22 protein-coding genes and 16 pseudogenes are annotated in these 24,127 nt (G+C 37.4%); 17 read left to right on the forward strand and 21 right to left on the reverse strand.

The features are described 5' to 3' along the window. Position 1 precedes the first annotated feature (1 nt). Together AYJ55_RS17425 and AYJ55_RS31000 are read right to left on the reverse strand one after the other, a co-directional pair. A pseudogene (locus AYJ55_RS17425) lies at positions 2-1,188 on the reverse strand (IS256 family transposase). Positions 1,189-1,373: 185 nt separating this feature from the next. After that, positions 1,374-1,511, reverse strand: a complete 138-nt coding sequence (locus tag AYJ55_RS31000; RefSeq protein WP_187153304.1) for a hypothetical protein — start codon at positions 1,509-1,511, stop codon at positions 1,374-1,376. On the opposite strand from AYJ55_RS31000, the pseudogene AYJ55_RS26740 reads away from it, so the two are divergent. Beyond that, positions 1,463-2,047 (forward strand): annotated as a pseudogene (locus tag AYJ55_RS26740) (integrase core domain-containing protein); the annotation flags it as partial. The gene AYJ55_RS31000 and the pseudogene AYJ55_RS26740 sit on opposite strands and share 49 nt — an antisense overlap. A gap of 65 nt (positions 2,048-2,112) precedes the next feature. Here AYJ55_RS26740 and AYJ55_RS17435 read toward each other — a convergent pair. After that, a pseudogene (locus AYJ55_RS17435) lies at positions 2,113-2,373 on the reverse strand (transposase); the annotation flags it as partial. Positions 2,374-2,841: 468 nt separating this feature from the next. On the opposite strand from AYJ55_RS17435, the gene AYJ55_RS31005 reads away from it, so the two are divergent. The 3 genes and pseudogenes from AYJ55_RS31005 to AYJ55_RS17450 form a co-directional block, all read left to right on the forward strand. Next, positions 2,842-3,210, forward strand: coding sequence for a hypothetical protein (locus AYJ55_RS31005; RefSeq protein WP_063657443.1), 369 nt, complete (start codon positions 2,842-2,844; stop codon positions 3,208-3,210). Then, positions 3,194-3,475 carry a 3'-5' exonuclease gene (locus tag AYJ55_RS17445; RefSeq protein ID WP_187153305.1) on the forward strand — a complete coding sequence of 94 codons (282 nt, stop codon included), beginning with the start codon at positions 3,194-3,196 and terminating at the stop codon, positions 3,473-3,475. The genes AYJ55_RS31005 and AYJ55_RS17445 overlap by 17 nt, the downstream gene beginning before the upstream one ends. Positions 3,476-3,689: 214 nt before the next feature. Further along, positions 3,690-4,649: pseudogene (locus AYJ55_RS17450) on the forward strand (Rpn family recombination-promoting nuclease/putative transposase); the annotation flags it as partial. A gap of 80 nt (positions 4,650-4,729) precedes the next feature. On the opposite strand, the gene AYJ55_RS29530 reads toward AYJ55_RS17450, so the two are convergent. Beyond that, positions 4,730-4,924: a hypothetical protein gene (locus AYJ55_RS29530; RefSeq protein WP_162505671.1), complete on the reverse strand. Its 195-nt coding sequence runs from the start codon at positions 4,922-4,924 to the stop codon at positions 4,730-4,732. A gap of 27 nt (positions 4,925-4,951) precedes the next feature. Further along, the gene (locus AYJ55_RS26745; protein WP_162505672.1) at positions 4,952-5,107 is read right to left on the reverse strand and encodes an IS630 transposase-related protein; all 156 of its coding nucleotides are present in this window, start codon (positions 5,105-5,107) and stop codon (positions 4,952-4,954) included. 37 nt (positions 5,108-5,144) lie between these two features. Between AYJ55_RS26745 and AYJ55_RS17460 the strand changes: the two genes are divergently transcribed. After that, positions 5,145-5,534, forward strand: coding sequence for a transposase family protein (locus tag AYJ55_RS17460; RefSeq protein WP_074168140.1), 390 nt, complete (start codon positions 5,145-5,147; stop codon positions 5,532-5,534). A 51-nt stretch (positions 5,535-5,585) separates the two neighbouring features. On the opposite strand, the pseudogene AYJ55_RS33525 reads toward AYJ55_RS17460, so the two are convergent. The 4 genes and pseudogenes from AYJ55_RS33525 to AYJ55_RS17475 all read right to left on the reverse strand — a co-directional run. Next, positions 5,586-5,749 (reverse strand): annotated as a pseudogene (locus tag AYJ55_RS33525) (IS3 family transposase); the annotation flags it as partial. A 53-nt stretch (positions 5,750-5,802) separates the two neighbouring features. Then, the gene (locus AYJ55_RS17465; RefSeq protein WP_063657447.1) at positions 5,803-6,387 is read right to left on the reverse strand and encodes a transposase family protein; all 585 of its coding nucleotides are present in this window, start codon (positions 6,385-6,387) and stop codon (positions 5,803-5,805) included. A 34-nt stretch (positions 6,388-6,421) separates the two neighbouring features. Continuing rightward, positions 6,422-7,243: pseudogene (locus tag AYJ55_RS32115) on the reverse strand (IS630 family transposase). Further along, positions 7,227-7,547, reverse strand: coding sequence for a helix-turn-helix domain-containing protein (locus tag AYJ55_RS17475; protein ID WP_063657318.1), 321 nt, complete (start codon positions 7,545-7,547; stop codon positions 7,227-7,229). The pseudogene AYJ55_RS32115 and the gene AYJ55_RS17475 overlap by 17 nt, the downstream one beginning before the upstream one ends. Positions 7,548-7,633: 86 nt before the next feature. Here AYJ55_RS17475 and AYJ55_RS33535 point away from each other — a divergent pair. From AYJ55_RS33535 to AYJ55_RS29540, 4 genes and pseudogenes are all read left to right on the forward strand, one after another. Next, a pseudogene (locus AYJ55_RS33535) lies at positions 7,634-7,795 on the forward strand (IS3 family transposase); the annotation flags it as partial. A 540-nt stretch (positions 7,796-8,335) separates the two neighbouring features. Next, on the forward strand, positions 8,336-9,289 hold the full coding sequence (gene parM / locus AYJ55_RS17480; protein ID WP_063657448.1) for a plasmid segregation protein ParM domain-containing protein: 954 nt from the start codon (positions 8,336-8,338) through the stop codon (positions 9,287-9,289). A 10-nt stretch (positions 9,290-9,299) separates the two neighbouring features. After that, positions 9,300-9,629: a plasmid partitioning/stability family protein gene (locus tag AYJ55_RS17485; protein WP_063657449.1), complete on the forward strand. Its 330-nt coding sequence runs from the start codon at positions 9,300-9,302 to the stop codon at positions 9,627-9,629. Positions 9,630-9,926: 297 nt separating this feature from the next. Then, a pseudogene (locus tag AYJ55_RS29540) lies at positions 9,927-10,031 on the forward strand (DNA-invertase); the annotation flags it as partial. On the opposite strand, the pseudogene AYJ55_RS33540 reads toward AYJ55_RS29540, so the two are convergent. Continuing rightward, positions 10,022-10,575 (reverse strand): annotated as a pseudogene (locus AYJ55_RS33540) (transposase); the annotation flags it as partial. The pseudogenes AYJ55_RS29540 and AYJ55_RS33540 overlap by 10 nt on opposite strands. A gap of 88 nt (positions 10,576-10,663) precedes the next feature. Here AYJ55_RS33540 and AYJ55_RS29550 point away from each other — a divergent pair. After that, positions 10,664-10,836: pseudogene (locus AYJ55_RS29550) on the forward strand (transposase); the annotation flags it as partial. A 22-nt stretch (positions 10,837-10,858) separates the two neighbouring features. Here AYJ55_RS29550 and AYJ55_RS26765 read toward each other — a convergent pair. The 3 genes and pseudogenes from AYJ55_RS26765 to AYJ55_RS17500 all read right to left on the reverse strand — a co-directional run. Continuing rightward, positions 10,859-11,062 (reverse strand): annotated as a pseudogene (locus AYJ55_RS26765) (helix-turn-helix domain-containing protein); the annotation flags it as partial. 94 nt (positions 11,063-11,156) lie between these two features. After that, positions 11,157-11,366 carry a hypothetical protein gene (locus tag AYJ55_RS33545; RefSeq protein WP_063657451.1) on the reverse strand — a complete coding sequence of 70 codons (210 nt, stop codon included), beginning with the start codon at positions 11,364-11,366 and terminating at the stop codon, positions 11,157-11,159. After that, positions 11,359-12,177 (reverse strand): hypothetical protein, encoded by an 819-nt coding sequence (locus tag AYJ55_RS17500; protein WP_245677425.1) that lies wholly within the window; start codon positions 12,175-12,177, stop codon positions 11,359-11,361. The genes AYJ55_RS33545 and AYJ55_RS17500 overlap by 8 nt, the downstream gene beginning before the upstream one ends. 649 nt (positions 12,178-12,826) lie before the next feature. On the opposite strand from AYJ55_RS17500, the gene AYJ55_RS17505 reads away from it, so the two are divergent. Then, positions 12,827-13,162: an exonuclease family protein gene (locus AYJ55_RS17505; RefSeq protein ID WP_187153306.1), complete on the forward strand. Its 336-nt coding sequence runs from the start codon at positions 12,827-12,829 to the stop codon at positions 13,160-13,162. A 125-nt stretch (positions 13,163-13,287) separates the two neighbouring features. On the opposite strand, the pseudogene AYJ55_RS31010 reads toward AYJ55_RS17505, so the two are convergent. The 4 genes and pseudogenes from AYJ55_RS31010 to AYJ55_RS17520 all read right to left on the reverse strand — a co-directional run. Next, positions 13,288-13,386: pseudogene (locus AYJ55_RS31010) on the reverse strand (IS982 family transposase); the annotation flags it as partial. Between the two features lie 111 nt (positions 13,387-13,497). Beyond that, entirely contained in the window at positions 13,498-14,016 is a 519-nt protein-coding gene (locus AYJ55_RS17510; RefSeq protein WP_162505675.1) for a PD-(D/E)XK nuclease-like domain-containing protein, read from the reverse strand. Positions 14,017-14,183: 167 nt separating this feature from the next. After that, entirely contained in the window at positions 14,184-14,717 is a 534-nt protein-coding gene (locus tag AYJ55_RS17515) for an IS630 family transposase (RefSeq protein WP_162505291.1), read from the reverse strand. Next, on the reverse strand, positions 14,641-15,006 hold the full coding sequence (locus AYJ55_RS17520) for an IS630 transposase-related protein (RefSeq protein ID WP_063655504.1): 366 nt from the start codon (positions 15,004-15,006) through the stop codon (positions 14,641-14,643). Before AYJ55_RS17520 ends, AYJ55_RS17515 begins: the two co-directional genes overlap by 77 nt. Before the next feature lie 832 nt (positions 15,007-15,838). On the opposite strand from AYJ55_RS17520, the gene AYJ55_RS17525 reads away from it, so the two are divergent. Both AYJ55_RS17525 and AYJ55_RS33550 read left to right on the forward strand, forming a co-directional pair. Continuing rightward, complete coding sequence (locus AYJ55_RS17525; protein WP_063657454.1) at positions 15,839-16,480, forward strand: thioredoxin domain-containing protein; 642 nt, start codon at positions 15,839-15,841, stop codon at positions 16,478-16,480. Further along, a pseudogene (locus AYJ55_RS33550) lies at positions 16,455-17,338 on the forward strand (TraU family protein). Before AYJ55_RS17525 ends, AYJ55_RS33550 begins: the two are co-directional and overlap by 26 nt. Before the next feature lie 288 nt (positions 17,339-17,626). Here AYJ55_RS33550 and AYJ55_RS17540 read toward each other — a convergent pair. Beyond that, the gene (locus AYJ55_RS17540) at positions 17,627-18,460 is read right to left on the reverse strand and encodes an IS110 family RNA-guided transposase (protein ID WP_074168143.1); all 834 of its coding nucleotides are present in this window, start codon (positions 18,458-18,460) and stop codon (positions 17,627-17,629) included. Between the two features lie 73 nt (positions 18,461-18,533). Between AYJ55_RS17540 and AYJ55_RS29565 the strand changes: the two are divergent. Beyond that, positions 18,534-19,722: pseudogene (locus AYJ55_RS29565) on the forward strand (IS91 family transposase). 365 nt (positions 19,723-20,087) lie between these two features. Here the strand turns inward: AYJ55_RS29565 and AYJ55_RS17555 are convergent. Continuing rightward, positions 20,088-20,342 carry an HU family DNA-binding protein gene (locus AYJ55_RS17555; protein ID WP_063657458.1) on the reverse strand — a complete coding sequence of 85 codons (255 nt, stop codon included), beginning with the start codon at positions 20,340-20,342 and terminating at the stop codon, positions 20,088-20,090. A gap of 893 nt (positions 20,343-21,235) precedes the next feature. After that, complete coding sequence (locus tag AYJ55_RS31015; protein WP_187153230.1) at positions 21,236-21,379, reverse strand: hypothetical protein; 144 nt, start codon at positions 21,377-21,379, stop codon at positions 21,236-21,238. A gap of 245 nt (positions 21,380-21,624) precedes the next feature. Between AYJ55_RS31015 and AYJ55_RS36240 the strand changes: the two genes are divergently transcribed. Next, a complete protein-coding gene (locus AYJ55_RS36240) occupies positions 21,625-21,753 on the forward strand; it encodes a hypothetical protein (RefSeq protein ID WP_162505676.1) in 129 nt (42 codons plus the stop codon). Positions 21,754-21,821: 68 nt separating this feature from the next. Here the strand turns inward: AYJ55_RS36240 and AYJ55_RS33555 are convergent. Further along, positions 21,822-22,081: pseudogene (locus AYJ55_RS33555) on the reverse strand (IS91 family transposase); the annotation flags it as partial. Positions 22,082-22,332: 251 nt separating this feature from the next. Here AYJ55_RS33555 and istA point away from each other — a divergent pair. Together istA and AYJ55_RS17575 are read left to right on the forward strand one after the other, a co-directional pair. Then, the gene (gene istA, locus AYJ55_RS17570; protein ID WP_222703529.1) at positions 22,333-22,854 is read left to right on the forward strand and encodes an IS21 family transposase; all 522 of its coding nucleotides are present in this window, start codon (positions 22,333-22,335) and stop codon (positions 22,852-22,854) included. A gap of 72 nt (positions 22,855-22,926) precedes the next feature. Beyond that, positions 22,927-24,114, forward strand: a pseudogene (locus AYJ55_RS17575) (IS256 family transposase). Positions 24,115-24,127 lie beyond the last annotated feature (13 nt).

The following is a 24,127-nucleotide window of genomic DNA, read 5'->3' on the forward strand; positions in this document are numbered from 1 at the left end:
TTTATATTTTGATCATACCATCTATGCGCCCTTTAAAATAGATGGACAATTGAGCAATGGTTAACGCCCAGTTACTAATCGGCATAGTCCATTTATTGGATACCGGATTGATGCCAATATAGAGTAATTTTAATAAGCTGTTTTCATTAGGAAAAGCCCCTTTGGTTTTAGTTAATTTCCTAAACTGCCGATGAACCGCCTCTACTGCATTGGTCGTATAAATGGGTTTTTAATGGCTTTAGGGTATCGAAAATAAGCACTGAGCAACTCCCATTTACTTCGCCAGGATTCTAGCACTATCGGGTATTTTTCACCCCATTTCGTTTCCAGTTCATCAAGGGCAAGCTCAGCAGCCGCTTTAGTATCTGCACGATAAACCGGCTTAAAATCAGCCATAAAGGCTTTTTGGTCTTTACTGGTATAACGTAAGCTATTGCGAATTTGATGAACTACGCATAGCTGAGCTTCTGTCTGCGGGAAAATACTGGCTATCGCTTCTGGAAACCCTTTTAATCCGTCAACACAAGCGATTAAAATATCTTGTATACCACGGTTATGTAAGTCAGAACGCTCAGCCAATGATGTGCTCCTTCTGTTTCAGACATATAGAGTCCTAACAATTCCTTATGCCCATCGGTGGTTAGTCCAAGTACCGTGTAGATTGCCTTATTGATATAGTGACCATCATGTTTTACTTGTAATGAATGGCATCGAGCCAGACAAAAGGATAGAGCGCCTCCAGAGGGCGTTGTTGCCAGGCTTTTAATTCAGGGAGTAATTTGTCAGTAATATGCGTAATAGCTCCATCTGATATTTCCAGTCCATATAATTCTGCAACATGTTTTTGAATATCACGATAACTCATGCCTAATGCAAATAACGATAGGATTTTGTTATCAATATCCTCTGATAATTTTGTCTGATTTTTCTTAATGAGCTGAGGCTCAAAAGCACCTGACCTGTCTCTGGGCGTTTTCAGTTCAAATTGACCTGATGTCGATTTAACCGTTTTTCGAGTATAGCCATTTTTACGCGTATCGATTGACGTTGTCGATAGGTAGTGTTCTATTTCTGCCTGCAGGGCAGCTGTTTTATGAGTGGTGTAAGTATTCCATCCGTACCGAGTAAATTTTTACCTGATTGTAATTGCTTCAACGTTTCATCAAAATTAAATGATTGATTTCTCATATTGTCATACCTCTTTTTTTTGAGTTTAAGATATGACACAGATTTTTGAACACTACCAAAGTACCATCTTCGTTTGGAGTAATAGATGCCTGAAATCTATCCTGATAAACAGGATATGCCATTTCCTTAAGTTGGTAAAAAGCTGTCACTTTTTTAATATGGTTTCAGTATCAGGTTCATCATTGCTATGGTGTTAATTCATAAATTTTTTCCAGCGCTTCACTTGTATTGGTTCCACAAAACCAATCTTTAATTTTTTCCCATATGCCAACACGAAGCCTGTGGTGAGATTGAAACAGCGCATCCAGGTTATCTGGGTTCACAAGATACTTTTTATGTCGGTCATTTAAAAGGCGTTGGTCGTGTTTATCAACAAACTTACATTAATACTTACAGTAAAGTCGTTCATTGTAAGCTTTACACAACAAAAAGCGCGATAACGGCGGCAGATTATTAAATGACAAGGTTCTCCCTTTTTATTCCCAGCATGGGTTACCGGTGTTACGTATACTGACGGACAGAGGCAGTGAGTATTGTGGTAAAGTTGAACATCACGATTATCAACTTTATCTCGCTATCAGATGATATTGATCATACAAAAACTAAAGCTCGTTCACCTCAAACTAATGGGATTTGTGAACGCTTTCATAAAACTGTATTACAAGAGTTCTATCAGGTGGCTTTTCGTAAGAAAATCTATAGGGCTTTAAATGAATTACAAGCTGATTTAGATAAATGGTTAGCGGAATATAATAACCAACGCACTCATCAAGGAAAAATGTGTTGCGGTCGAACTCCTATGGCAACTTTACACGATGGAAAACAACTTTGGAGAGAGAAAGATTTAAATCAAATTTAACCTGACAGGTACTGTATAAATAACCGGTAACTGTCAGATTAAGTCTGAGCTACCACATGAGCTGGAGGCTCAAAAGCACCTGACCTGTCTCTGGGCGTTTTCAGTTCAAATTGACCTGATGTCGATTTAACCGTTTTTCGAGTATAGCCATTTTTACGCGTATCGATTGACGTTGTCGATAGGTAGTGTTCTATTTCTGCCTGCAGGGCAGCTTCGGTCAGCTGTTTTATGAGTGGTGTGAGTGTATTCCATCCGTACCGGAGTAAATTTTTACCTGATTGTAATTGCTTCAACGCTTCATCAAAATTAAATGATTGATTTCTCATATGTCATACCTCTTTTTTTGAGTTTAAGATATGACACAGATTTTTGAACACTACCGCTACCAAAGCTTTAGTACTGCTCAGTCAGCCATTATTCGCTACATAACCCACTAGGCATCGGATGATTGACCCTTCTGATAATTTCCCCCGTTATTCATGATATGTATTTAAAACGGCTACCAACTCTCTCAACCTAACCTTTCCCATCGTTTTGACATTATTTTGTTTGATGAAGCGCCAGGACGCTAATCCGGTTACTCACGATATTGTGTTTCGTCAAACCACGAAGTTAGTGATGGTTGGCGATGCCCATCAACAGATTTATCGTTTTTCGAGGGGCGTTCGATGTGTTGAATGCACCTTCGCTTACGGATGCTGACCGTCTCTGGTTAACCCATAGATTTCGCTTTGGTGCCTGTGTCGCGGATATGGCTAATGCATTACTGGCCATGAACGATTGAAACCCATTAGATGGTTGGCAGAGGTGAAAAAGATGAAATCCTGATTGATATTCCTAAGCAAGACTTTCCTCACCGAGTCATACTCAGTCGAATAATAGCCGGTGTGATTAGAGTAGCATTGGAAGCCAGTAGCAAAAAAGCGACTGTTTACTGGGTCAACGGAATTGATGCTTATCGTATCGATGAATTAATTAACCTTCACTGGTTTTCACTCGGTAAGCGAAAAAAGATGAGTAACCAACGGCTTTACACCGAATATCATGATTATTCGAATTATAAGCGCATGGAGAATGCCAGTGGTGACCAGGAAATGTTGCAATCTATCAAAATCATTGAAAAATTTACGCCATTACCAAAAAAAAGTGGATATTTTACGTAAACGAACCGTAGACACTGAAGAGGAAGCCAGTATTATCGTTACAACTGCCCACCGAGCAAAGGGACTGGAGTGGGACATTGTCGAAATCAATAATGATTTTCCGAATAATCTTTTTGACCCTAATATGGACAAAGCAGCCTTTAGAGATGAAGTGAATTTGTTGTATGTTTCAACAACCCGAGCGAAGAAGACACTTATCCTCCATAAATTGTTGGTAAATATTCTGGCCAAAGTTGCTGAGAATGAAAAAACGCCACAAACCTAACTCAGGAATGCCTATAAAACAGCCTGTAATCGATTGTGAGCCATTTTCTTGTGATTAGTCTAAGCTAAAAACGCACCTGAGAAGATAGGGGCGTTTTTGCATGGCTGGATTATAATGCCGGACACGTAATGAATAAATAGCGTATTTAATATAGCCGGTTTGTTTGCCATAATTCAATCTGATGCTAGCAATCATTGAAGATATCGGATGAGTAAAAAAATTTACCCCAACGCCACACGATAGTATATTCAAGCAATTCCTAAGTGAAAAAGAGACGGCAAAAGATTTTTTCGAAATTTGGCTACCCGATGAGATTAAAGCATTGTGTGATTTAGAGAGTCTCAAAATAGAGGCTGGGTCTTTTGTCGATAGCGAAATGAAAAATTACCAGAGTGATATTCTTTACTCAGTCAATACCTTAAAGGGAAGCGGTTATATCTATGTTTTAATTGAAGCACAATCTACGCCAGATAAACTTATCGCTTGGCGATTGATGCGCTACAGTATGGCTGCTATGCACAAGCATCTAGAAGCCGGAAATAAAGAACTGCCGCTCGTTTTTCCTATTTTGTTTTACTCCGGTGAACAAAGCCCTCATCCTTATAGCACGAATTGGTTTGACTGTTTTCATGACAGAAAACTGGCCGAGAGTATTTATACAAAACCGTTCCGATTAGCAGATGTCACGACTTTAGATGATGGTGAGATTATGCAACATAAGCGAATGGCTTTGTTGACCCTCATCCAAAAACACATTCGTAGACGAGATATGACGGAGCTTCTGAATGAAATTATTACTCTGTTGTCGTATAATTATTATACTGATAATCAAGTCATTACTCTGTTTAACTATCTCATCCAGGAAGGTAACGCCCAAAAGCCAATGGAATTTATCACCGAGATAGCGAAACAATCAGAAAAACACGAAGGAGCACTTATGACGATTGCTCAACAAATTGAAGAAATTGGCCTTAAAAAAGGCATACAACAAGGTAAAGCCGAAGGCCGTCAAGAAGGCTATCAGCTAGGTAAAAATGATGGTGTTCAAGAGGGCGAAAAACAGGCTTCGATGAAGATAGCGCGTCAACTTCTTGAGAAGGGCGTAGAAAGAGATATAGTGAAACTGTCAACAGGTCTTACTGATACTGAAATGAGCAACCTGTTTAAAGATTAAACTATGACGGAACGCAAGAAATTAAACTTAAATCGCCCAAGAAAGGCTTCACAGGAAGAACAGCTCCAAAGTAACTCAGTTTACCGTAAAAAGGTCTTGGTCAATACTGCGCCTAAAAAACAGGCAAAAAAGCCGCATCCTCCCAAAGTAGCAAAACAGCAGCCTAAGAAACCTGTCGTTAAACCTAAACAGGTAGTGAAGGTTAAAATACCTAAACCCACAAACCCGCCTAAAAAGCGATTGCCGTTAGAAGCAGCAATCTTACAGATAACCACTTTTTGGCCTAATTTATTTTCTGAAAATCAATTGAGACCGATGAAAATTGGTATACAACAATTAAGCCAACGTACTAAAGACGCTTTTCCAATACGGAATTGTTTCGCAGTTTCTCGAATTGTTAAACCTTCGGCTTTCCTTACAGATATTACTTTACGTCGAAAATCAATTGTATAACTCATAACACACCTTGTAATCAAAATTAAGTCGCCTAGCTATATGACTGACGAAACGAGGAAAATTGGATTTATCCCCATGATCAAAAATGGGCGCCGTCACGATAAACGCTTACTCGATAAAGTCGATATAATTCGCCATATTCCCCCTGAGGTAACCATCTGGGCCGATACCGGTTTTCAAGGTATAGATAAACAGCATCCTAATACACAAATCCCAAAAAAAGGAACTCGAAAAAGACCTTTATCGCCTGAACAAAAACAAGAAAATAAAATAATCTCGGGCATCCGTATTACGGTTGAACACGCCATCGCGGGTATCAAGCGCCTCGGTTGTATGACCCAAATTTTACGGAATCGTAAACCCTTTATTGATGATACCTTTTTACTCCTTAGTGCCGGTCTTTGGAATTTCCATCTCAGAACAGCCTAAAATTTACTTCAATCACCGAAATACCCTTATTTCACTATTAAGCAACACGCTTAAAGTTTTCACCGGATAAAGCACTCTTAGCTTTTCAACTACCGAAAATTTTTCAGTGAGTCGGACATTAAGAGCGCAGTAGCCTTTTTTAAGATGTCATTCTCCATTTCCAGCCGGTGGATTTTTTTCTTCATTTCTCTGAACTCAATTTGTTCAGGTGTTAATAAGCGTGTTGCTTAATAGTGAAATAAGGGTATTTCGGTGATTGAAGTAAATTTTAGGCTGTTCTGAGATGGAAATTCCAAAGACCGGCACTAAGGAGTAAAAAGGTATCATCAATAAAGGGTTTACGATTCCGTAAAATTTGGGTCATACAACCGAGGCGCTTGATACCCGCGATGGCGTGTTCAACCGTAATACGGATGCCCGAGATTATTTTATTTTCTTGTTTTTGTTCAGGCGATAAAGGTCTTTTTCGAGTTCCTTTTTTTGGGATTTGTGTATTAGGATGCTGTTTATCTATACCTTGAAAACCGGTATCGGCCCAGATGGTTACCTCAGGGGGAATATGGCGAATTATATCGACTTTATCGAGTAAGCGTTTATCGTGACGGCGCCCATTTTTGATCATGGGGATAAATCCAATTTTCCTCGTTTCGTCAGTCATAATAAGCCCTTTTCGAGTGGTCTGTCTTTTCTTTCCCGAATACATTTTTTTTCGCCGACGCAGATTCTTAGGCTTTTGGACAGGTCGCTCTGTCCCATCAATAAAGACGTCTTTAACTCCAGGAAAGGCGCGAAAAAATTCCTCAGCAGAGCGAATTTGACGAGCGGGCAAAACACATTCGCGCCCCAAGGTCATCTCTAAAACCTATAGCTAGGCGACTTAATTTTGATTACAGCATATGTATTAAAAACAGGTCATCGATAGTGCATCCTGTTTCCATCTTTTTACGTTTAGCTTGAGACCATTTATGTTCTATAGGATTTAAATCTGGTGAATACACAGGCAAATATTCTATCTGGTGTCCTGCGTTTATAATTGCCTGTTCAATATTCTTACCTTTGTGAAAGCTAGCGTTGTCCATAAAAATAACAGAATTTTCAGGAAGTTCTGGGAGCAATATTTTTGTGATCCAAACATAAAAAACATCACGATTAATATTGCAATCAAATAATCCGATAGCAAAAAGGGTTGTTCCCAATAAAGCGCCAATAACATTTGTTCTTCCCTTAGCACCCCAGTTTTTCAGGCCAAAACAACGGTGACCTTTTGGGGAATAGCCGTGAGTTCGTGGAGTGTCATGTGAAAAACCACTTTCATCAATAAAAACAACAGATTTATCTTTTTTTTCATACTGTTGTCTTTTTTGCTGATGTGCCAGCCTGTCGCTTTCGTTGGTTTTTGGATGGAATAGAGTTTTTTTATAGGTTAATCCCAGCTTTTTAAGGGATTGCCAAATAGTCTTTTTACAAACACCGAATCGCTCTGCCCGTTCCTTTTGGTAAGCATCTGGATACTGTTCCACATCTTTTGATAAAGCATTTTTATCGAGCTTCCTCTTACGTGGCGTTGAATTTTTTGGCTCTGGTCATTTAAGCCAACGTACTAAAGACGCTTTTCCAATACGGAATTGTTTCGCAGTTTCTCGAATTGTTAAACCTTCGGCTTTCCTTACAGATATTACTTTACGTCGAAAATCAATTGTATAACTCATAACACACCTTGTAATCAAAATTAAGTCGCCTAGCTATATCTAAACCAAAAAGAAGTCCTTGCAAATCATAGGTCGGATAACATTTTAAATACAATAAAATAAAAAGCAGTTTATCTAATGGGGTTGGGATAAATCCTTTCTGCCCTGCACCCATCTGCCGCTCGTGATCTTTTCGATTCTTTTTCCGATAAATCAAATAACAAGCTGAAAATTCAGCGGCTAAATTTTTCAATTCTTCGACTGATAATCCAATGATTGCTTTACATAAACGATTATCTCGTAACAACCGCTCTTTGTTGATCATTTCAAACCGTTATTTTCTAAGTTAAACCTCTTTTTATTGTCTATAGCGTGACAAAAAATGCAAGTCTCTATTCAGCAACTATTTTTTTGTGTCGTATTTTTAATGTTCACCGAAGCAGTTATCGCTATTGGTGTCGGCCTAAGGAGCCAGATATTGAGCGGACGATAAAACGTAGCCTAGTCAGCGAAGCGTGGAACGTTAGTGGCGGCTCTGCTGGCGCAAGGACTATCGCCACGATGGTTACCAATTTTACCTGGATTCTTGGCACTCTTGTCGGCGTACTCTTCAACTTGGGCATCCCTTCTTTGAATTCTACACGAGTTTCGCACCAATAAAAAACGCTCTATTTTTAAGTTTAATTCAGCATAATATATAAATAGACAAAATCTTATAAATTAAAAGCAACTTATTGTAATTTAAACAAATTTATACGTTTTAGTAACTTGCAAATTAACCATTGCTTTTAAGCCATTTCTGGAATTTTATATGCCTGTGCGAAACTCGTGTTCTATTCTGATAGCTGCAGTGGCTTATTGGATTTTGATGAAGCTCAAAAAAAGTTAATGTCGTTTTTGAATATTTTCACGTTTTGACTACATTCAAAACTCTACAATTATGTTTTGCGTTATAAAATCTCATTATGAGAAAAATAAATCTCAAAAAATATAATAAATAATATTTAAATTGAGTTTAATTTGTAAATACCTTGCCAAAATACTTTATTACTTCCTAAAATAATACTTTAAGTTCTCATATCGAATAACTAAACAAACAAAAAGAGATTATATATGCTCAAGATAATGTGTGATGACGGCTCAACATGTGTTAAATTAGCATGGCTAGAAGATGGAAATCTTAAAACTCATATTTCTCCAAATGCCTTTAGGGAAGGATGGAAAACGGATGCATTTAATGAAGTTTTAAATTTTGAAATTGAAGGAAAAAAATACACTTTTGATAAAGGCCATAGCGCAATAATTTCAACAACAAACATAGCATTCCAATACAGCGATATAGATATTTTAGCTATTCACAAAGCGCTGTTAACATCAAGCATAACACCACAAGAAATAGAATTAACGGTAACACTTCCAATTAATGAATTTTTTTATGCAGACGGTCAAAAAAATACAGAGAACATTGAAAGAAAAAGAAAAAATGTTTTACGCAATATAACCATAAACAACAAAAACAAATTTGAAATAAAAAAAGTCTTTGTTATGCCTGAATCTATCCCAGCCGTTGCAGAAGAACTTAAAAAAGATGAAGTTTCTGAACTTGAAAAAAGCATCATTGTTGATTTAGGTGGAACAACTATGGATTGCGGTATTGTTATTGGTGGAAATCTTGATGTATCCGAAGTATATGGAAATCCATCAATTGGAACTAGAAGTATTGCCCTTGCAATTATTAAAGCCATGAGCATAGCGGATAGCGATATCAATGAATATGAGGCGAATGTTATTTTAAGCTCAAAAAACAGGAAAAAAGAAATTAATAATATTATCAATAACTTAGAAATGACAGATACTGTTATTTCTGAAATAAACATTGCAATTGAAAACTATGCAAAAAGCGTTGTTAACCAGATTGAAAAACTACAAAAAGTGAACAGAATCTATATTGCAGGGGGAGGAGCAGAGTTAATAAGTAATTATGTCTCTGATTTTTTTAAAAATAAAAAAGTTAAGAAACTAGATGATGCTCAACTAGCATTAGTAAAAACATTGGTTCACATTTGAGATATATGCAATGAATGATAGAAGAAAAATTCAATCTTATTTACATCCTAAAATATATCCTCAAGACAATGACGTGTGTACGTTTATTGAGAAAATTCCTTTAAAAATGAGAGGTGAGTTAATAAGACAGTCTGTAATATGTGGAATTGCTCTGGCAGAAGTAGACATTCGATTGCCAGCTATAATATCCAATCTTTACAGAAAGGGGATAACTGGTAATGATATCATTGCTATGATAAATCAATTTGATAAACCAACTAATAAAATTGAAAAATTAGAAAATAAATCATTTGATATAGATAGCAATGCTTTAACAAATCTGCGTTCTATGAAATCTTGAATTTTTGCCTTGATTAGCCAACTGCGAAAGTTGGCTTTTTCTTTCTGAAATTCAAAAACACGAGTTTCGCACAGGCATATAAAATTCCAGAAATGGCTTAAAAGCAATGGTTAATTTGCAAGTTACTAAAACGTATAAATTTGTTTAAATTACAATAAGTTGCTTTTTATTTATAAGATTTTGTCTATTTATATATTATACTGAATTAAACTTTAAAATAGAGCGTTTTTTATTGGTGCGAAACTCGTGAGATAGTCATAAATGGCATGATTCCAGCCCTTTACGAGAGTGCTTATCATGCAAATTGGCTATGTACGGGTGTCAATAAATGACCAGATCACCGATTTACAGCGAAACGCGCTGGATTGCGCAGGATGTGAACTGATTTTTGAAGACAAAATAGTGTAGATTGCCTTATTGATATGGTGACCATCATGTTTTATCTTGTAATGAATGGCATCGAGCCAGACAAAAGGATAGAGCGCCTCCAGAGGGCGTTGTTGTCAGGCTTTTAATTCAGGGAGTAATTTGTCAGTAATATGCGTAATAGCTCCATCTGATATTTCCAGTCCATATAATTCTGCAACATGTTTTTGAATATCACGATAACTCATGCCTAATGCAAATAACGATAGGATTTTGTTATCAACATCCTCTGATAATTTTTCTGATTTTTCTTAATGAGCTGAGGCTCAAAAGCACCTAACCTGTCTCTGGGCGTTTTCAGTTCAAATTGACCTGATGTCGATTTAACCGTTTTTCGAGTATAGCCATTTTTACGCGTATCGATTGACGTTGTCGATAGGTAGTGTTCTATTTCTGCCTGCAGGGCAGCTTCGGTCAGCTGTTTTATGAGTGGTGTGAGTATTCCATCCGTACCAAGTAAATTTTTACCTGATTGTAATTGCTTCAACGTTTCATCAAAATTAAATGATTGATTTCTCATATTGTCATACCTCTTTTTTTTGAGTTTAAGATATGACACAGATTTTTGAACACTACCACTTGTTTCGACAAAGCCATCTTGTGTCATCCGTTCTGTCATTGAAACGGTATTTGATGAGTTAAAAATCTTTGTCAGATAGAGCATACGCGGCACCGCTCTCCTGCTAACTTTGTAGTGAATTTATTAGCCGGGCGGGTTACATATTGTTTAATTCCATCTAAACTAAAGATACCGGTGTCAGGAACATATCTTCAAGCATAATTGATAATGCTTATCCAGAACTCAGTTTATTTTTTACGTTAAGCACCCGTCGATTTTGATTAATTAAAGCGTCTATCCCACCATCTTAACAAGTTCCTGGTAGCGATAAAATGTATCTCGGGATATCCCCATAATCTTACAGGCTTTTGAGACGTTATTTAAGCTCTTCAGCGAGGTTAAGTAACCCAACTTTATGTTTGATGATAGGATTATTTGTTTGATACATAGAATTACCTTTTATTTAATTATCTAATGATGTTAATTAAAACCGGTAACGATCTTTAAATCAGAATTGTCAGATTAAGTTAAGACTAACATAGCTAAGTTTCCCTACTCTCTAAAATAAAATTATCTATTTCTTTGAGTAATTCTGATTTATTAACATTTGTTTTATCTACTTTCGCATAAATATCACCATTTATTGGTCCTTTATAATATTTATTAGATGAAATTTCTGATGAATTAGATTGAATACTCTCATAAATAGGCTCATTGTTTTTATATGGTTCAGAGTAAATAGGTTCAATCATTTATCTCATCATTAAATTCTTTGGCAAGGTTTTCTTGTGTATTTCTTCTTATTTCGTTAATTGATTGAGCAAAATGATAAATCCACTCATTTTTTGTTCCTATTACACGGGTAATATCCAAGCCATCAATAGAGTCTAGCGAGGAACGTTGTGCAGCATAATAATCAAAACATTTCATTTGTAATGCAATCCATTTTTGGGCGAAACGCTGATTAACAGCCATTTCTTGCTTTGTTTCTTCGTTCAATAAATGCAGATTCACTCTTCCCTGATTGGCTAAAGCAGCACCCTCTAATTTATTTTCCTCATTATCATATTTTACTTGGTTTAAAGCTCCATCGAGACCTTCGCGGATAACAGTATTGTTGTCCAATAACTCACTATTATTAGTTAATTCTCTTTCTTTTAAAGAATAAATATCTTTTTCAGTGTTCCCATAAACCAATGCGCGTTCATCCATAACATCTCTAATGGAAAAAGAAAAAGTATATGCTCCATCTTCGTTTGGAGTAATAGATGCCTGAAATCTATCCTGATAAACAGGATATGCCATTTCCTTAAGTTGGTAAAACGCCGTCACTTTTTTTAATATGGTTTCAGTATCAGGTTCATCATTGCTATGTGTTAATTCATAAATTTTTCCCAGCGCTTCACTTGCATTGGTTCCACAAAACCAATCTTTAATTTTTTCCCATATGCCAACATGTGTAGCTTCTTCTTTTGATGAACTATTAATAGCGTGCTGTATATCTTCATGGCTAAGCATTCTCTTGAATAGGAATAAGGAATTACCTTGAATAGAAAGTGACATAATCGCTCCTTTTTATTTACCTAAAATTTGTTTTTATTATTACAAACAAACAGGCTATATTAAATACGCCACGAGTTTCGCACCAATAAAAAAACGCTCTATTTTTAAGTTTAATTCAGCATAATATATAAATAGACAAAATCTTATAAATTAAAAGCAACTTATTGTAATTTAAATAAATTTATACGTTTTAGTAAATTGCAAATTAACCATTACTTTTAAGCCATTTCTGGAATTTTATATGCCTGTGCGAAACTCCTGTACGCTATTTATTCATTACCTATCAGGCATTATAATCCAGCCATACAAAAACGCCCCCTATCTTCTCGGTGGCGTTTATTTTTTGTTATTATATACTTATTTTCTAATCACAGGAAAACCGCTCAGACAACTCTATTTTCTCTGCTTTCCCACCCGTTAACGAAAAAATCATGAGCGGTGAATGTATCACGCTTGAGATGTTGAACGGCTGTGTTGATGCGCTGAAACCCACAGAAAGTTTAATTGTTCGCCGTCTGTCAAATAGCACCTATCACGCGGCAAGCGGTTATTCGAGTACGCAAATTAGGTTGTGCAACGGGGAGGATTGGGGGCGCTAGACTGGTACAAGAACGCCCCAAGACAGGACGACAAAAAACAAGGGGCGCTCTTGATTGGTACTGCGATTCACTCGGCTATTCTAGAGCCTGAGTGTTTTGAAATGCAATACCTTTGTGCGCCATACGTTGATTTGAGAACCAAAGACGGTAAACAGGCATTGGCAGAATTTGAAGCTCAAGCCGTAGTCAACAGTCAAATTGTGCTCAAAAAAGACGACTTTGAGCAAATTGAGCTGATGCGTGATTCTGCGTTGGCTTATCCACTGGTTGCTGAATTACTCGAAAACGGTGAACCGGAATTATCAATTTTCTACCGTGTCACCGATCATCTAAAACTGATCCACTTGGTATTATTCGTACATTTTTGTACAGGTAATTTATGTTAACCAAGGAGATATTTGTGGATATTCATGTTCGCTTTGCACAAGGACAAAGCATTTGAAAAATGGCCCGTGAACTGGGGGTATAATCAAAATATAAAATCCCCTGACACAGAATTATGAACACCATCACGCTTACTACCGTTATTCAGCAAAATTTCATGCATTTTTGGCTCGAAGTCTTTACAAAAATCATCCATCAGGCAATAAAGTTCTGTAAGATTTTCCATAATTGTTTAACAATGCTCTACTCTTTAACCAGATTGTTAGAGTATTTTAACGAAATATACGCATTCAACTATTTGAATAGCAAGACTTTCACTTTATTTCTTATCCCGAACTCAGGTTAGCACTAGAGCTTCTCTACGTTTTCTGTCCGCCTGTTTTGCCCAGAAAGGACGGGATAGCGTAGCAAAGGCTTGCGTTTCTCTGCCGTTTTCCAGCGCATCAATCACGTGGTTAACCTGAATCACACCCTCTTCGCTATCTTCTTCATCCAACATACCCAACTGCACGGGATAGCGCCCACACTCCGGTCTTTTGCCAATTGCACAGAACAGAAAATCAATATCAAGATTAAAAACTTTTTGAGCGATAATCTGGTAGAACGCTGCCTGTAAGTGATAGCCAAACTTGTCAACGGACTTACCGAAGTCATGAAAATCATCGGTCGTTTTCACATCGAGGATGAACGACGCACCGGAGTAAAGTCCCAACCAATCAGGGCGGATTTTTAACAGCGTGCCTTTTTCCGTGTGGTAGAAAATTGATAATTCCGGCTCGCCGTTTTCGAGTAGTTCTGAAACCAGCGCAGAATCACGCATCAGCTCAATTTGCTCAAAGTCGTCTTTTTTGAGCACAATTTGACTAAGCCTGTTGCTCAATAGCAAAATTAATTATGACTTACAAAAAAACCAGCCGATGATGATAAAATAATCAATTTTTGCATTAAAAACAACCTATGTAAGATTAAAAAATAAACTATTTTTGTATTTTTTAGATGTATAGCTAGGCGACTTAATTTTGATTACAGCATATGTATTAAAAACAGGTCATCGATAGTGCATCCTGTTTCCATCTTTTTACGTTTAGCTTGAGACCATTTATGTTCTATAGGATTTAAATCTGGTGAATACACAGGCAAATATTCTATCTGGTGTCCTGCGTTTATAATTGCCTGTTCAATATTCTTACCTTTGTGAAAGCTAGCGTTGTCCATAAAAATAACAGAATTTTCAGGAAGTTCTGGGAGCAATATTTTTGTGATCCAAACATAAAAAACATCACGATTAATATTGCAATCAAATAATCCGATAGCAAAAAGGGTTGTTCCCAATAAAGCGCCAATAACATTTGTTCTTCCCTTAGCACCCCAGTTTTTCAGGCCAAAACAACGGTGACCTTTTGGGGAATAGCCGTGAGTTCGTGGAGTGTCATGTGAAAAACCACTTTCATCAATAAAAACAACAGATTTATCTTTTTTTTCATACTGTTGTCTTTTTTGCTGATGTGCCAGCCTGTCGCTTTCGTTGGTTTTTGGATGGAATAGAGTTTTTTTTATAGGTTAATCCCAGCTTTTTAAGGGATTGCCAAATAGTCTTTTTACAAACACCGAATCGCTCTGCCCGTTCCTTTTGGTAAGCATCTGGATACTGTTCCACATCTTTTGCTAAAGCATTTTTATCGAGCTTCCTCTTACGTGGCGTTGAATTTTTTGGCTCTGGTCGTTTAAGCCAACGTACTAAAGACGCTTTTCCAATACGGAATTGTTTCGCAGTTTCTCGAATTGTTAAACCTTCGGCTTTCCTTACAGATATTACTTTACGTCGAAAATCAATTATATAACTCATAACACACCTTGTAATCAAAATTAAGTCGCCTAGCTATATCAACACGCCTTTAAAGTCGATCCACTTGCTTGTCTCTCATGTGGGAAAAAATTAGTTTTCGCAGGAATGAATTTTGGATTGAATCGTAAAGAACTTATGGCACGTCACCATGATCTGGCTTGTTTGCGGTGGCGATAAAAACTCACGACAGGGTAGATCTATCCTTTTGTTCAAAATTGATTAATAATTAGTCGTTTTTTAACCATCTATTCCGTTCCTTATCTCAACCTTCAACATAATTTTGGCAAAATTTAGAAGAAAATAAAAAGGATTTCATCATGGCTCAGGTTAATAAGTAACCATTTCGGGTATTAATTTCTTATACATCAAGTGCGACATCCGTCTCGCTTTTTTCCACTTCTCCCACGTTTTCCACAGGCATAACGACAAATTCAGTGGATAACTCTGTTGATTGCGGTGACAACTCGTTATTTTTTCCACACTCAAACATATCAATCGCTATTGCTTTGATTTCATTAACACGAGTTTCGCACAAACATATAAAATTCCAGAAATGGCTTAAAAGCAATGGTTAATTTGCAAGTTACTAAAACGTATAAATTTGTTTAAATTACAATAAGTTGCTTTTAATTTAAAAGATTTTGTCTATTTATATATTATGCTGAATTAAACTTAAAAATAGAGCGTTTTTTATTGGTGCGAAACTCGTGTCCGGTTTGGCATTGAGAATTACCCAGCGTAGTGGATGAAATGCCAAATCAATCCTTACTCAGAATTACTGAGGTATTAGTACAATGAAACTCCAAACACGCAAAATGGAGAAAAGAAAATCATGAAAAGATATCTCACTATCGGGTTATTACTGGGTACATTTTTGCTGCCAATGCTTGCTCTGGCTGAAACATCATTATCTTCACAAAATATTAAAAGAATGGTCGAAGCTTACGAAATGTACACTGGAAAATTAACCCCCGTTTTAAATGCAAAGTCTCGGGTAGGTGTTATTGCGCTATATAATTATCATTGTAAGTCTTGTGCAAAGATGGTTCAGACGATTTTAAATCTGGTTAAAACACACCCTGATATCCGGTTTGTTTTTAAAAATTTACCTGACAAATCAGAACAATCTGTTTTAGGCGCACAAGCAGAATTGATGGTGTGGAGCAAATGTCCCAATGCGTTTTTAAAATATTTTACTGAGTTATTTAAAAGCGGGAATGTTCAGCAAGCAATAGAAAAATCGAAGTATCCTTTTACGGATATTGAAACTGAATTAACTAATGTTGCTATTGATAATGATGTTATGTCACTTGTAACGGCTCATTATGCTAACCAGTTAAATATCAAAAAGCTCCCCACTTTTATTGTTGTTAATTTTACTAATCCTACTGCAGAAAATACGACAATGTTAACCGGTGTGGTGGATGAAAAAACATTATTAGCCGCCGTTGAAAAAGCAAAGCGAGGCGAATAATGAAACCGCGCCTCTTACGCTTAGCTTATTGTTCGCTTTTTTGTTACTTAATCCGATATTGTCGGCAAAAGCGTCATTGTGTGAGGGGCGATGAGTGAATCCCATTACTGATATCTGCTGGCGTTGTCTATTTCCAATTAGCCTCGGCAATATCGGCTTAAATAGCAGTGAATTACCGGATACGCGCAATCCCTCCTCACCGATTCAGTTATGCCCTGCGCCGCCGCCGTTATTTCAGCGGCCAGGCCTTGCGATTGGTTTTTGGGAGCCGTTTGCGATGACCGATGTCACCCGTGCCCCAATGTGTATGGTCAATATGGGCGGTTTCACGATTCCGATTGGGCAAATTGGTATGGGGAAAGGGACGAAAGATGTGAATGAAAATCCAGGCGGCGAATATGACATTGGGTATCTCTCTGAGCTCGCATCGCCCAGTTAGATTGTGCAGCTGGATGCGATTGCTGCTGAAGCCCGTTTACCACTCGATGCGCTCTTTTAGTGCGCAGGCTCTCACGGCTCGATTATCCCTTTACGGGTACGATTTATTCCGAAAGCAGTGGCATTAATAGCGCGTTGTTACTCACCGAGCGCATGAATTTTAAATTACATCGCCAGGGCATGATTTGGGACACGATAGGGGAAAACCGCGCGGTATGTCAGGAATATCCCACTGTCATTATGCCCAAAAGCCGTTACCGCTATCAGATGTTGAATCCCGTTCCGGATGCCAATCAGTGCCATCCCACCGGTCGCAGTGTTATTCGCTGGCAAACCGGCAAAGAAATGCCAAATACCAACACGAATTTCGCACCAATAAAAAACGCTCTATTTTTAAGTTTAATTCAGCATAATATATAAATAGAAAAACCCTTATAAATTAAAAGCAATTTATTGTAATTTAAACAAATTTATACGTTTTAGTAACTTGCAAATTAACCATTGCTTTTAAGCCATTTCTGGAATTTTATATGCCTGTGCGAAACTCGTGGAATTAACTTAGCTGAAGTTTTGTTGTTTAAATTCAAAACTGGGGCGGTGTTATCATCCACAAATCGATTTTAAGGTACCCAGGAAGCCCGTAGTGGCATTTTCTCTATGTAAGACATAAAACTACCAACTAAAATCTAAAATATCTCAAAATCGATTTTATGAATTTGAAGTTGAGCTTAAGTAGTTTTGGTCATAAGCTAAACCTGTTTTTAATACTCCATAGCATAAATGAACTAGTTTCCTCATTGCCGCACCTAGAGCAGACATTTTTGATTTACCTCTAGCAACTAAACGTTCATATAGTGCTTTAACGTGAGGGTTATAGCGTATTGCTGTCAAAGCTGAAAAATATAATTTAGCGCGAATTTGAGCAGAGCCCATTTTAGATAAATGAGCCCGACCGTTAACAGATGTACCCGAACGACGCTCTACAGGCACTAATCCCAAATAGGCAGCAACCTGTTCTGCACTAATAAAGTCGTGACTACGTAATACCATCAGCATCTGGCTTCCAACCTGAGCACCTATTGATTTGATTGATGTCAGTAATTCCATATCTTTTTTTAACTCAGGATGGTTATTGATATGCCTGGAAATTTCAGCTTCAATGCCCTGTAATTGTTTATTTAATGCTTTAAGTGATTTCGTAATGGATTTAATAACCACCGTGGAAGTATAACTCGTTAAAGTTTTCTCTTTCCGATTTTGTTCCCGTAATAAATCCGCTAAAATTGCTTCCCGACGTTTAATTAGAGATTTTAATTCTCGAATTTCCGACGATGGCGCAACCCAGGCAGAAGGTTTCTTTAGTTCACCGTAACAAGCCAAAGCAAACGAATCGACTTTATCCGTTTTTGTTAAAATACCTATCCCTTTTGCAAATTCTCTTATACGGTAAGGGTTGACGATGGAAACATGAAGGCCGATATCATAAAGCTCATTGCAAAGTTGTTCGTGATAAATCCCAGTAGACTCAAGATGGTCGCCTATGGCGACGACTTGTCATTGCTTGTTAGTACTGATATAACCCGATACCTATTGTCTCAATCTTTTGGTCCCTTTTATGTCACCGCGTTTTAGTCATGTTTTTCAATTTGGTCAACGCTGGCTCAATTGGCTTAATCGCCAACCCTCTGATAGTGCCTGCACTGTTGTGATGGAAACCATGGGAAAGATTATGGCTTGCGGTACTTCGCTTATGGGGTGGTCAATTTGGCGCTGTCCTGACCCTCAATGTAATTCTGAGAAACGGGTTAAATTTACCTGCAAAAGTCGAAGCTGCCCACATTGTGGCGTCAAAGCTTGCCTACAATGGATTAACATACGCTAGCTTGGTTACCCGAAGTTCCTTGGAAGCACATCACTTTTACCATGCCTTGTGAATATTGGCCTATTATTTGCGCCAACCGTTGGCTTCTCGGTGAAATGAATCGATTAGCCGCTGATGTGATATTAACCATCTGCCGTGACCTCAATATCACCCGGGCGTTTTCACTGCCATCCATACCTGGGGACGAGACCAAAATGGCATCCGCATATTCATTTTTCAACCACAGCCGGCGGGGTGACTAAAAAGAATACCTGGCGGGATATCAGCTTTTATCGCGAAAACATTATGACAATGTGGCGATATCGGATAACGGCATTACTGAGAAAACATTATTACACGCTCACCATTCCCGATGAGCTTAAAGCTGAAGGAAGAAGTAAAGCATGATGGAATCAATTACTTAACACTCACTACAAGCGCGGGTAGAATATTAATCTTTCTGATATTCTTTCCAATATTACCCATGTCACCCTTTATCTCTGATTTTATCTAAAGAAACCCCCCTGTCTCGCTCAGTCGCTTAAAACATTATTCCGGCGAAGATAACATCACGTTACGCTATAAGAGCCACCGCACGAAAAAACAGGAAGACCTGGTCATGATATCCGATGAATTTATTACCCTGTTTGCGTCTCATGTGCCAGAAAAATGGTTTCACATGATCCGCTATTACGGCTTTTTAAGTCCATCAGCACGGATGCGAAAAATGTTAACGGAGGTTGTTTATCCTTTAGCCCAGCAAGATAAAAAACCCGCTAAAAAAGTCACCTGGCGAAACATGTATCAACACGTCTTTAAAGTCGATCCACTTGCTTGTCTCTTATGTGGGAAAAAATTACTTTTCGCAGGAATGAATTTTGGATTGAATCGTAAAGAACTTATGGCACGTCACCATGATCTAGCTTGTTTGCGGTGGCGATAAAAACTCACGACAGGGTAGATCTATCCTTTTGTTCAAAATTGATTGATAATTAATCGTTTTTTAACCATCTATTCCGTTCCTTATCTCAACCTTCAACATAATTTTGGCAAAATTTAGAAGAAAATAAAAAGGATTTCATCATGACGCAGGTTAATGAGTAACCATTTCGGGTATTAATTTCTTATACATCAAGCCAATCTCTTTTCATTTTCCCTTTATTGTCGTAAATATATTGGTGATTCTATCCCAATTCTTTTTGGTTGTGCTTTATTTTCGTTGAATTGAATTGGAGCGCAAGATATTCCCGTTATGCTAATGAGAGTTGTAAGTAAAATACAAATTAACTTTGAGTCATAGGTCATGTGTTACTTCACCGCCTGTTTGAGATTTTGACCTGCTTTAAAACTCGGTACGTTTGCAGCAGCAATTTTAAATGGTTCGCCTGTTTTTGGATTTCGTCCCGTTTTGGCTACTCTTTGCTTAACTTGGAAATTACCAAAGCCAATGAGTTGTAAATCATTGCCAGATTTTAAATATTCTGTCACAGATTCGATGAAAGCGTTAACCGACTTCTCTGCGTCTTTCTTGCTCAAACCTGATTTCTCTGAAACTTTGTTGATGAGTTTTGTTTATGTTATGCCTGAATTAATAGATACGTTAATTTTTGTGATGTTAGCAGTGATAATTAGAGAGTGTAATGTTTCAGAGTTAATTAACTCAAAAAAATCTTTTTAATTAAAATCCCACCGCTCGCCGGAGTTTGTGACCGAGTATAGCGAGTGAGCAGACAAGGAAGCGGAATATCACTATTAGCAAAAAATAAATTGGGTCACTCAGTAGTAACATATTTTTAGAAGAAAAGTTATCCACAAGTAAGGTTAGGCTAATTAAAAAAGATTATATTTTTTTGATTATAAAAGATTATCAGGTTTCTGGAGATGATTGTTTTTTTTATTTTTTCTTTTATTTTCAATTAGTTATATAAAATTCTTGTTTATTTTTTTATCTTTTAAATCAATGCTTTATAAATTTAGTGAGTCGAAGTATTATCTTCTTATTTATTTTACTTAATGAATTTAAATTATTGTATTTATTAATTTTTTATGTCATAAAATTACTTTTTATTACAGCTATTCTGTACTTTCGGTCTTACATATCCCGTAAATTGGTATCCGCTATCCCGTGAATCGGTATCCGCTATCCCGTGAATCGGTATCCGCTATCCCGTGAATCGGTATCCGTTATCCCGTGAATCGGTATCCGTTATCCCGTGAGTCGGTATCCGCTATTTCGTGAATGATAGGCTTAAAGTAAAAAATCTTGATGTATAAGAAATTAATACCCGAAATGGTTACTCATTAACCTGCGCCATGATGAAATCCTTTTTATTTTCTTCTAAATTTTGCCAAAATTATGTTGAAGGTTAAGAGTAAGGAACGGAATAGATGGTTAAAAAACGATTAATTATTAATCAATTTTGAACAAAAGGATAGATCTACCCTATCGTGAGTTTTTATCGCCACCGCAAACAAGCCAGATCATGGTGACGTGCCATAAGTTCTTTACGATTCAATCCAAAATTCATTCCTGCGAAAAGTAATTTTTTCCCACATAAGAGACAAGCAAGTGGATCAACTTTAAAGACGTGTTGATACATGTTTCGCCAGGTGACTTTTTTAGCGGGTTTTTTATCTTGATGGTTAGGAAATTGAATCGCACTTAAGGTGAGGAGTAAAAGCCATCCATTATTGCTAAAAGGACACGAGTTTCGCACCAATAAAAAAACGCTCTATTTTTAAGTTTAATTCAGCATAATATATAAATAGATAAAATTTTATAAATTAAAAGCAACTTATTATAATTTAAACAAATTTATACGTTTTAGTAACTTGCAATTAACCATTGCTTTTAAGCCATTTCTGGAATTTTATATGCCTGTGCGAAACTCGTGAAGGAGAGAGAATCGGTTTATTGGAATTGTTGCAGGTCGAATTTTCATCAGATAGTGTGTTTTTTCATCTAACACCCTAATTTTAGAGACATTAACCCTAGGTTTAGCTGAGTAACCCTCGTTTTTTCTCCAGGTTATCCAGTCTTTCTTACAACAATTTCGTTGCCTGTTTGCCAGCCTGGGCGCTGGTAAAAATAGCCTGTCGCCACACAGAATACATTTGTACGGATCGGTGCGCAGAAACCCTTTCATCAGCACGGCAAAACCAGGTTTCTCCGGTTTTTTACGCGCCGTCATCTCCAACGCCTTATACACCTTCGGCAATAGCATGCCCCTTTTGCGATTCGACAAAAAACCGTAGTAACGCACTATCTTAAAATGCCTTGCCGGAATATGGCTAATATAACGCCTACACGAGTTTCGCACAGGCATATAAAATTCCAGAAATGGCTTAAAAGCAATGGTTAATTTGCAAGTTACTAAAACGTATAAATTTGTTTAAATTATAATAAGTTGCTTTTAATTTATAAAATTTTATCTATTTATATATTATGCTGAATTAAACTTAAAAATAGAGCGTTTTTTTATTGGTGCGAAACTCGTGACCAAGCATTGTTCCCGAACCTGTCGTCCGTTTTGAAACACAGCCAGGTCAACAAATGCAAATCGACTTCACGACCATCCGACGAGGCAAACGATCACTAAAAGCGTTTGTTGCAACGCTTGGCTACTCGCGTGCTAGCTATGTAAAGTTCTTTCATAATGAGCGGACAGAAGCCTGGCAACAAGGTTTAAAAGAAGCTTTCGACTATTTTGGTGGTGTGCCACAGCAAGTATTGTGTGATAACGCAAAAGCACTCATCATCGAACGAGATGCTTATGCAGAAGGTGAACATAAATTGCATGTCGAAATGCTTCAGATGTCGAAAGATTACGGGTTTAAATTGAGCGCTTACAAGCCATACAGGGCAAAAACGAAAGGTAAAGTAGAGCGCTTTAACCACTATTTAAAAAACAGGTTTATCATACCATTAAATACCGTACTTCGTGCTCATAATCTTGAACTGAATATCGAGATAGCCAATGCAAAAGTGGGTCCATGGTTAGAACGAGTCGCTCATCAGCGGATTCATGGAACAACCTTAGAAAAGCCAGTAAACAGATTAGATAAAGGAAGTTAAGTATTTTCTTCCCTTACCAGCAAGGGTAGTGTTCAAAAATCTGTGTCATATCTTAAACTCAAAAAAAGAGGTATGACATATGAGAATCAATCATTTAATTTTGATGAAGCGTTGAAGCAATTACAATCAGGTAAAAATTTACTCGGTACAGATGGAATACTCACACCACTCATAAAACAGCTGACCGAAGCTGCCCTGCAGGCAGAAATAGAACACTCCCTATCGACAACGTCAATCGATACGCGTAAAAATGGCTATACTCGAAAAACGGTTAAATCGACATCAGGTCAATTTGAACTGAAAACGCCCAGAGACAGGTCAGGTGCTTTTGAGCCTCAGCTCATTAAGAAAAATCAGACAAAATTATCAGAGGATGTTGATAACAAAATCCTATCGTTATTTGCATTAGGCATGAGTTATCGTGATATTCAAAAACATGTTGCAGAATTATATGGACTGGAAATATCAGATGGAGCTATTACGAATATTACTGACAAATTACTCCCTGAATTAAAAGCCTGGCAACAACGCCCTCTGGAGGCGCTCTATCCTTTTGTCTGGCTCGATGCCATTCATTACAAGTAAAACATGATGGTCACTATATCAATAAGGCAATCTACACGGTACTTGGACTAACCACCGATGGGCATAAGGAATTGTTAGGACTCTATATGTCTGAAACAGAAGGAGCACATCATTGGCTGAGCGTTCTGACTTACATAACCGTGGTATACAAGATATTTTAATCGCTTGTGTTGGCGGATTAAAAGGGTTTCCAGAAGCGATAGCCAGTATTTTCCCGCAGACAGAAGCTCAGCTATGCGTAGTTCATCAAATTCGCAATAGCTTACGTTATACCAGTAAAGACCAAAAAGCCTTTATGGCTGATTTTAAGCCGGTTTATCGTGCAGATACTAAAGCGGCTGCTGAGCCTTGATGAACTGGAAACGAAATGGGGTGAAAAATACCCGATAGTGCTAGAATCCTGGCGAAGTAAATAGGAGTTGCTCAGTGCTTATTTTCGATACCCTAAAGCCATTAGAAAACTCATTTATACGACCAATGCAGTAGAGGCGGTTCATCGGCAGTTTAGGACATTAACTAAAACCAAAGGGGCTTTTCCTAATGAAAACAGCTTATTAAAATTACTTTATATTGGCATCAATCAGGTGGACTATGCCGATTAGTAACTGGGCGTTAACCATTGCTCAATTGTCCATCTATTTTAAAGGGCGCCTAGATGGTATAATCAAAATATAAAATCCCCTGACAC

Source organism: Candidatus Arsenophonus triatominarum, assembly GCF_001640365.1.
In the GTDB taxonomy this organism is placed as follows: domain Bacteria; phylum Pseudomonadota; class Gammaproteobacteria; order Enterobacterales; family Enterobacteriaceae; genus Arsenophonus; species Arsenophonus triatominarum.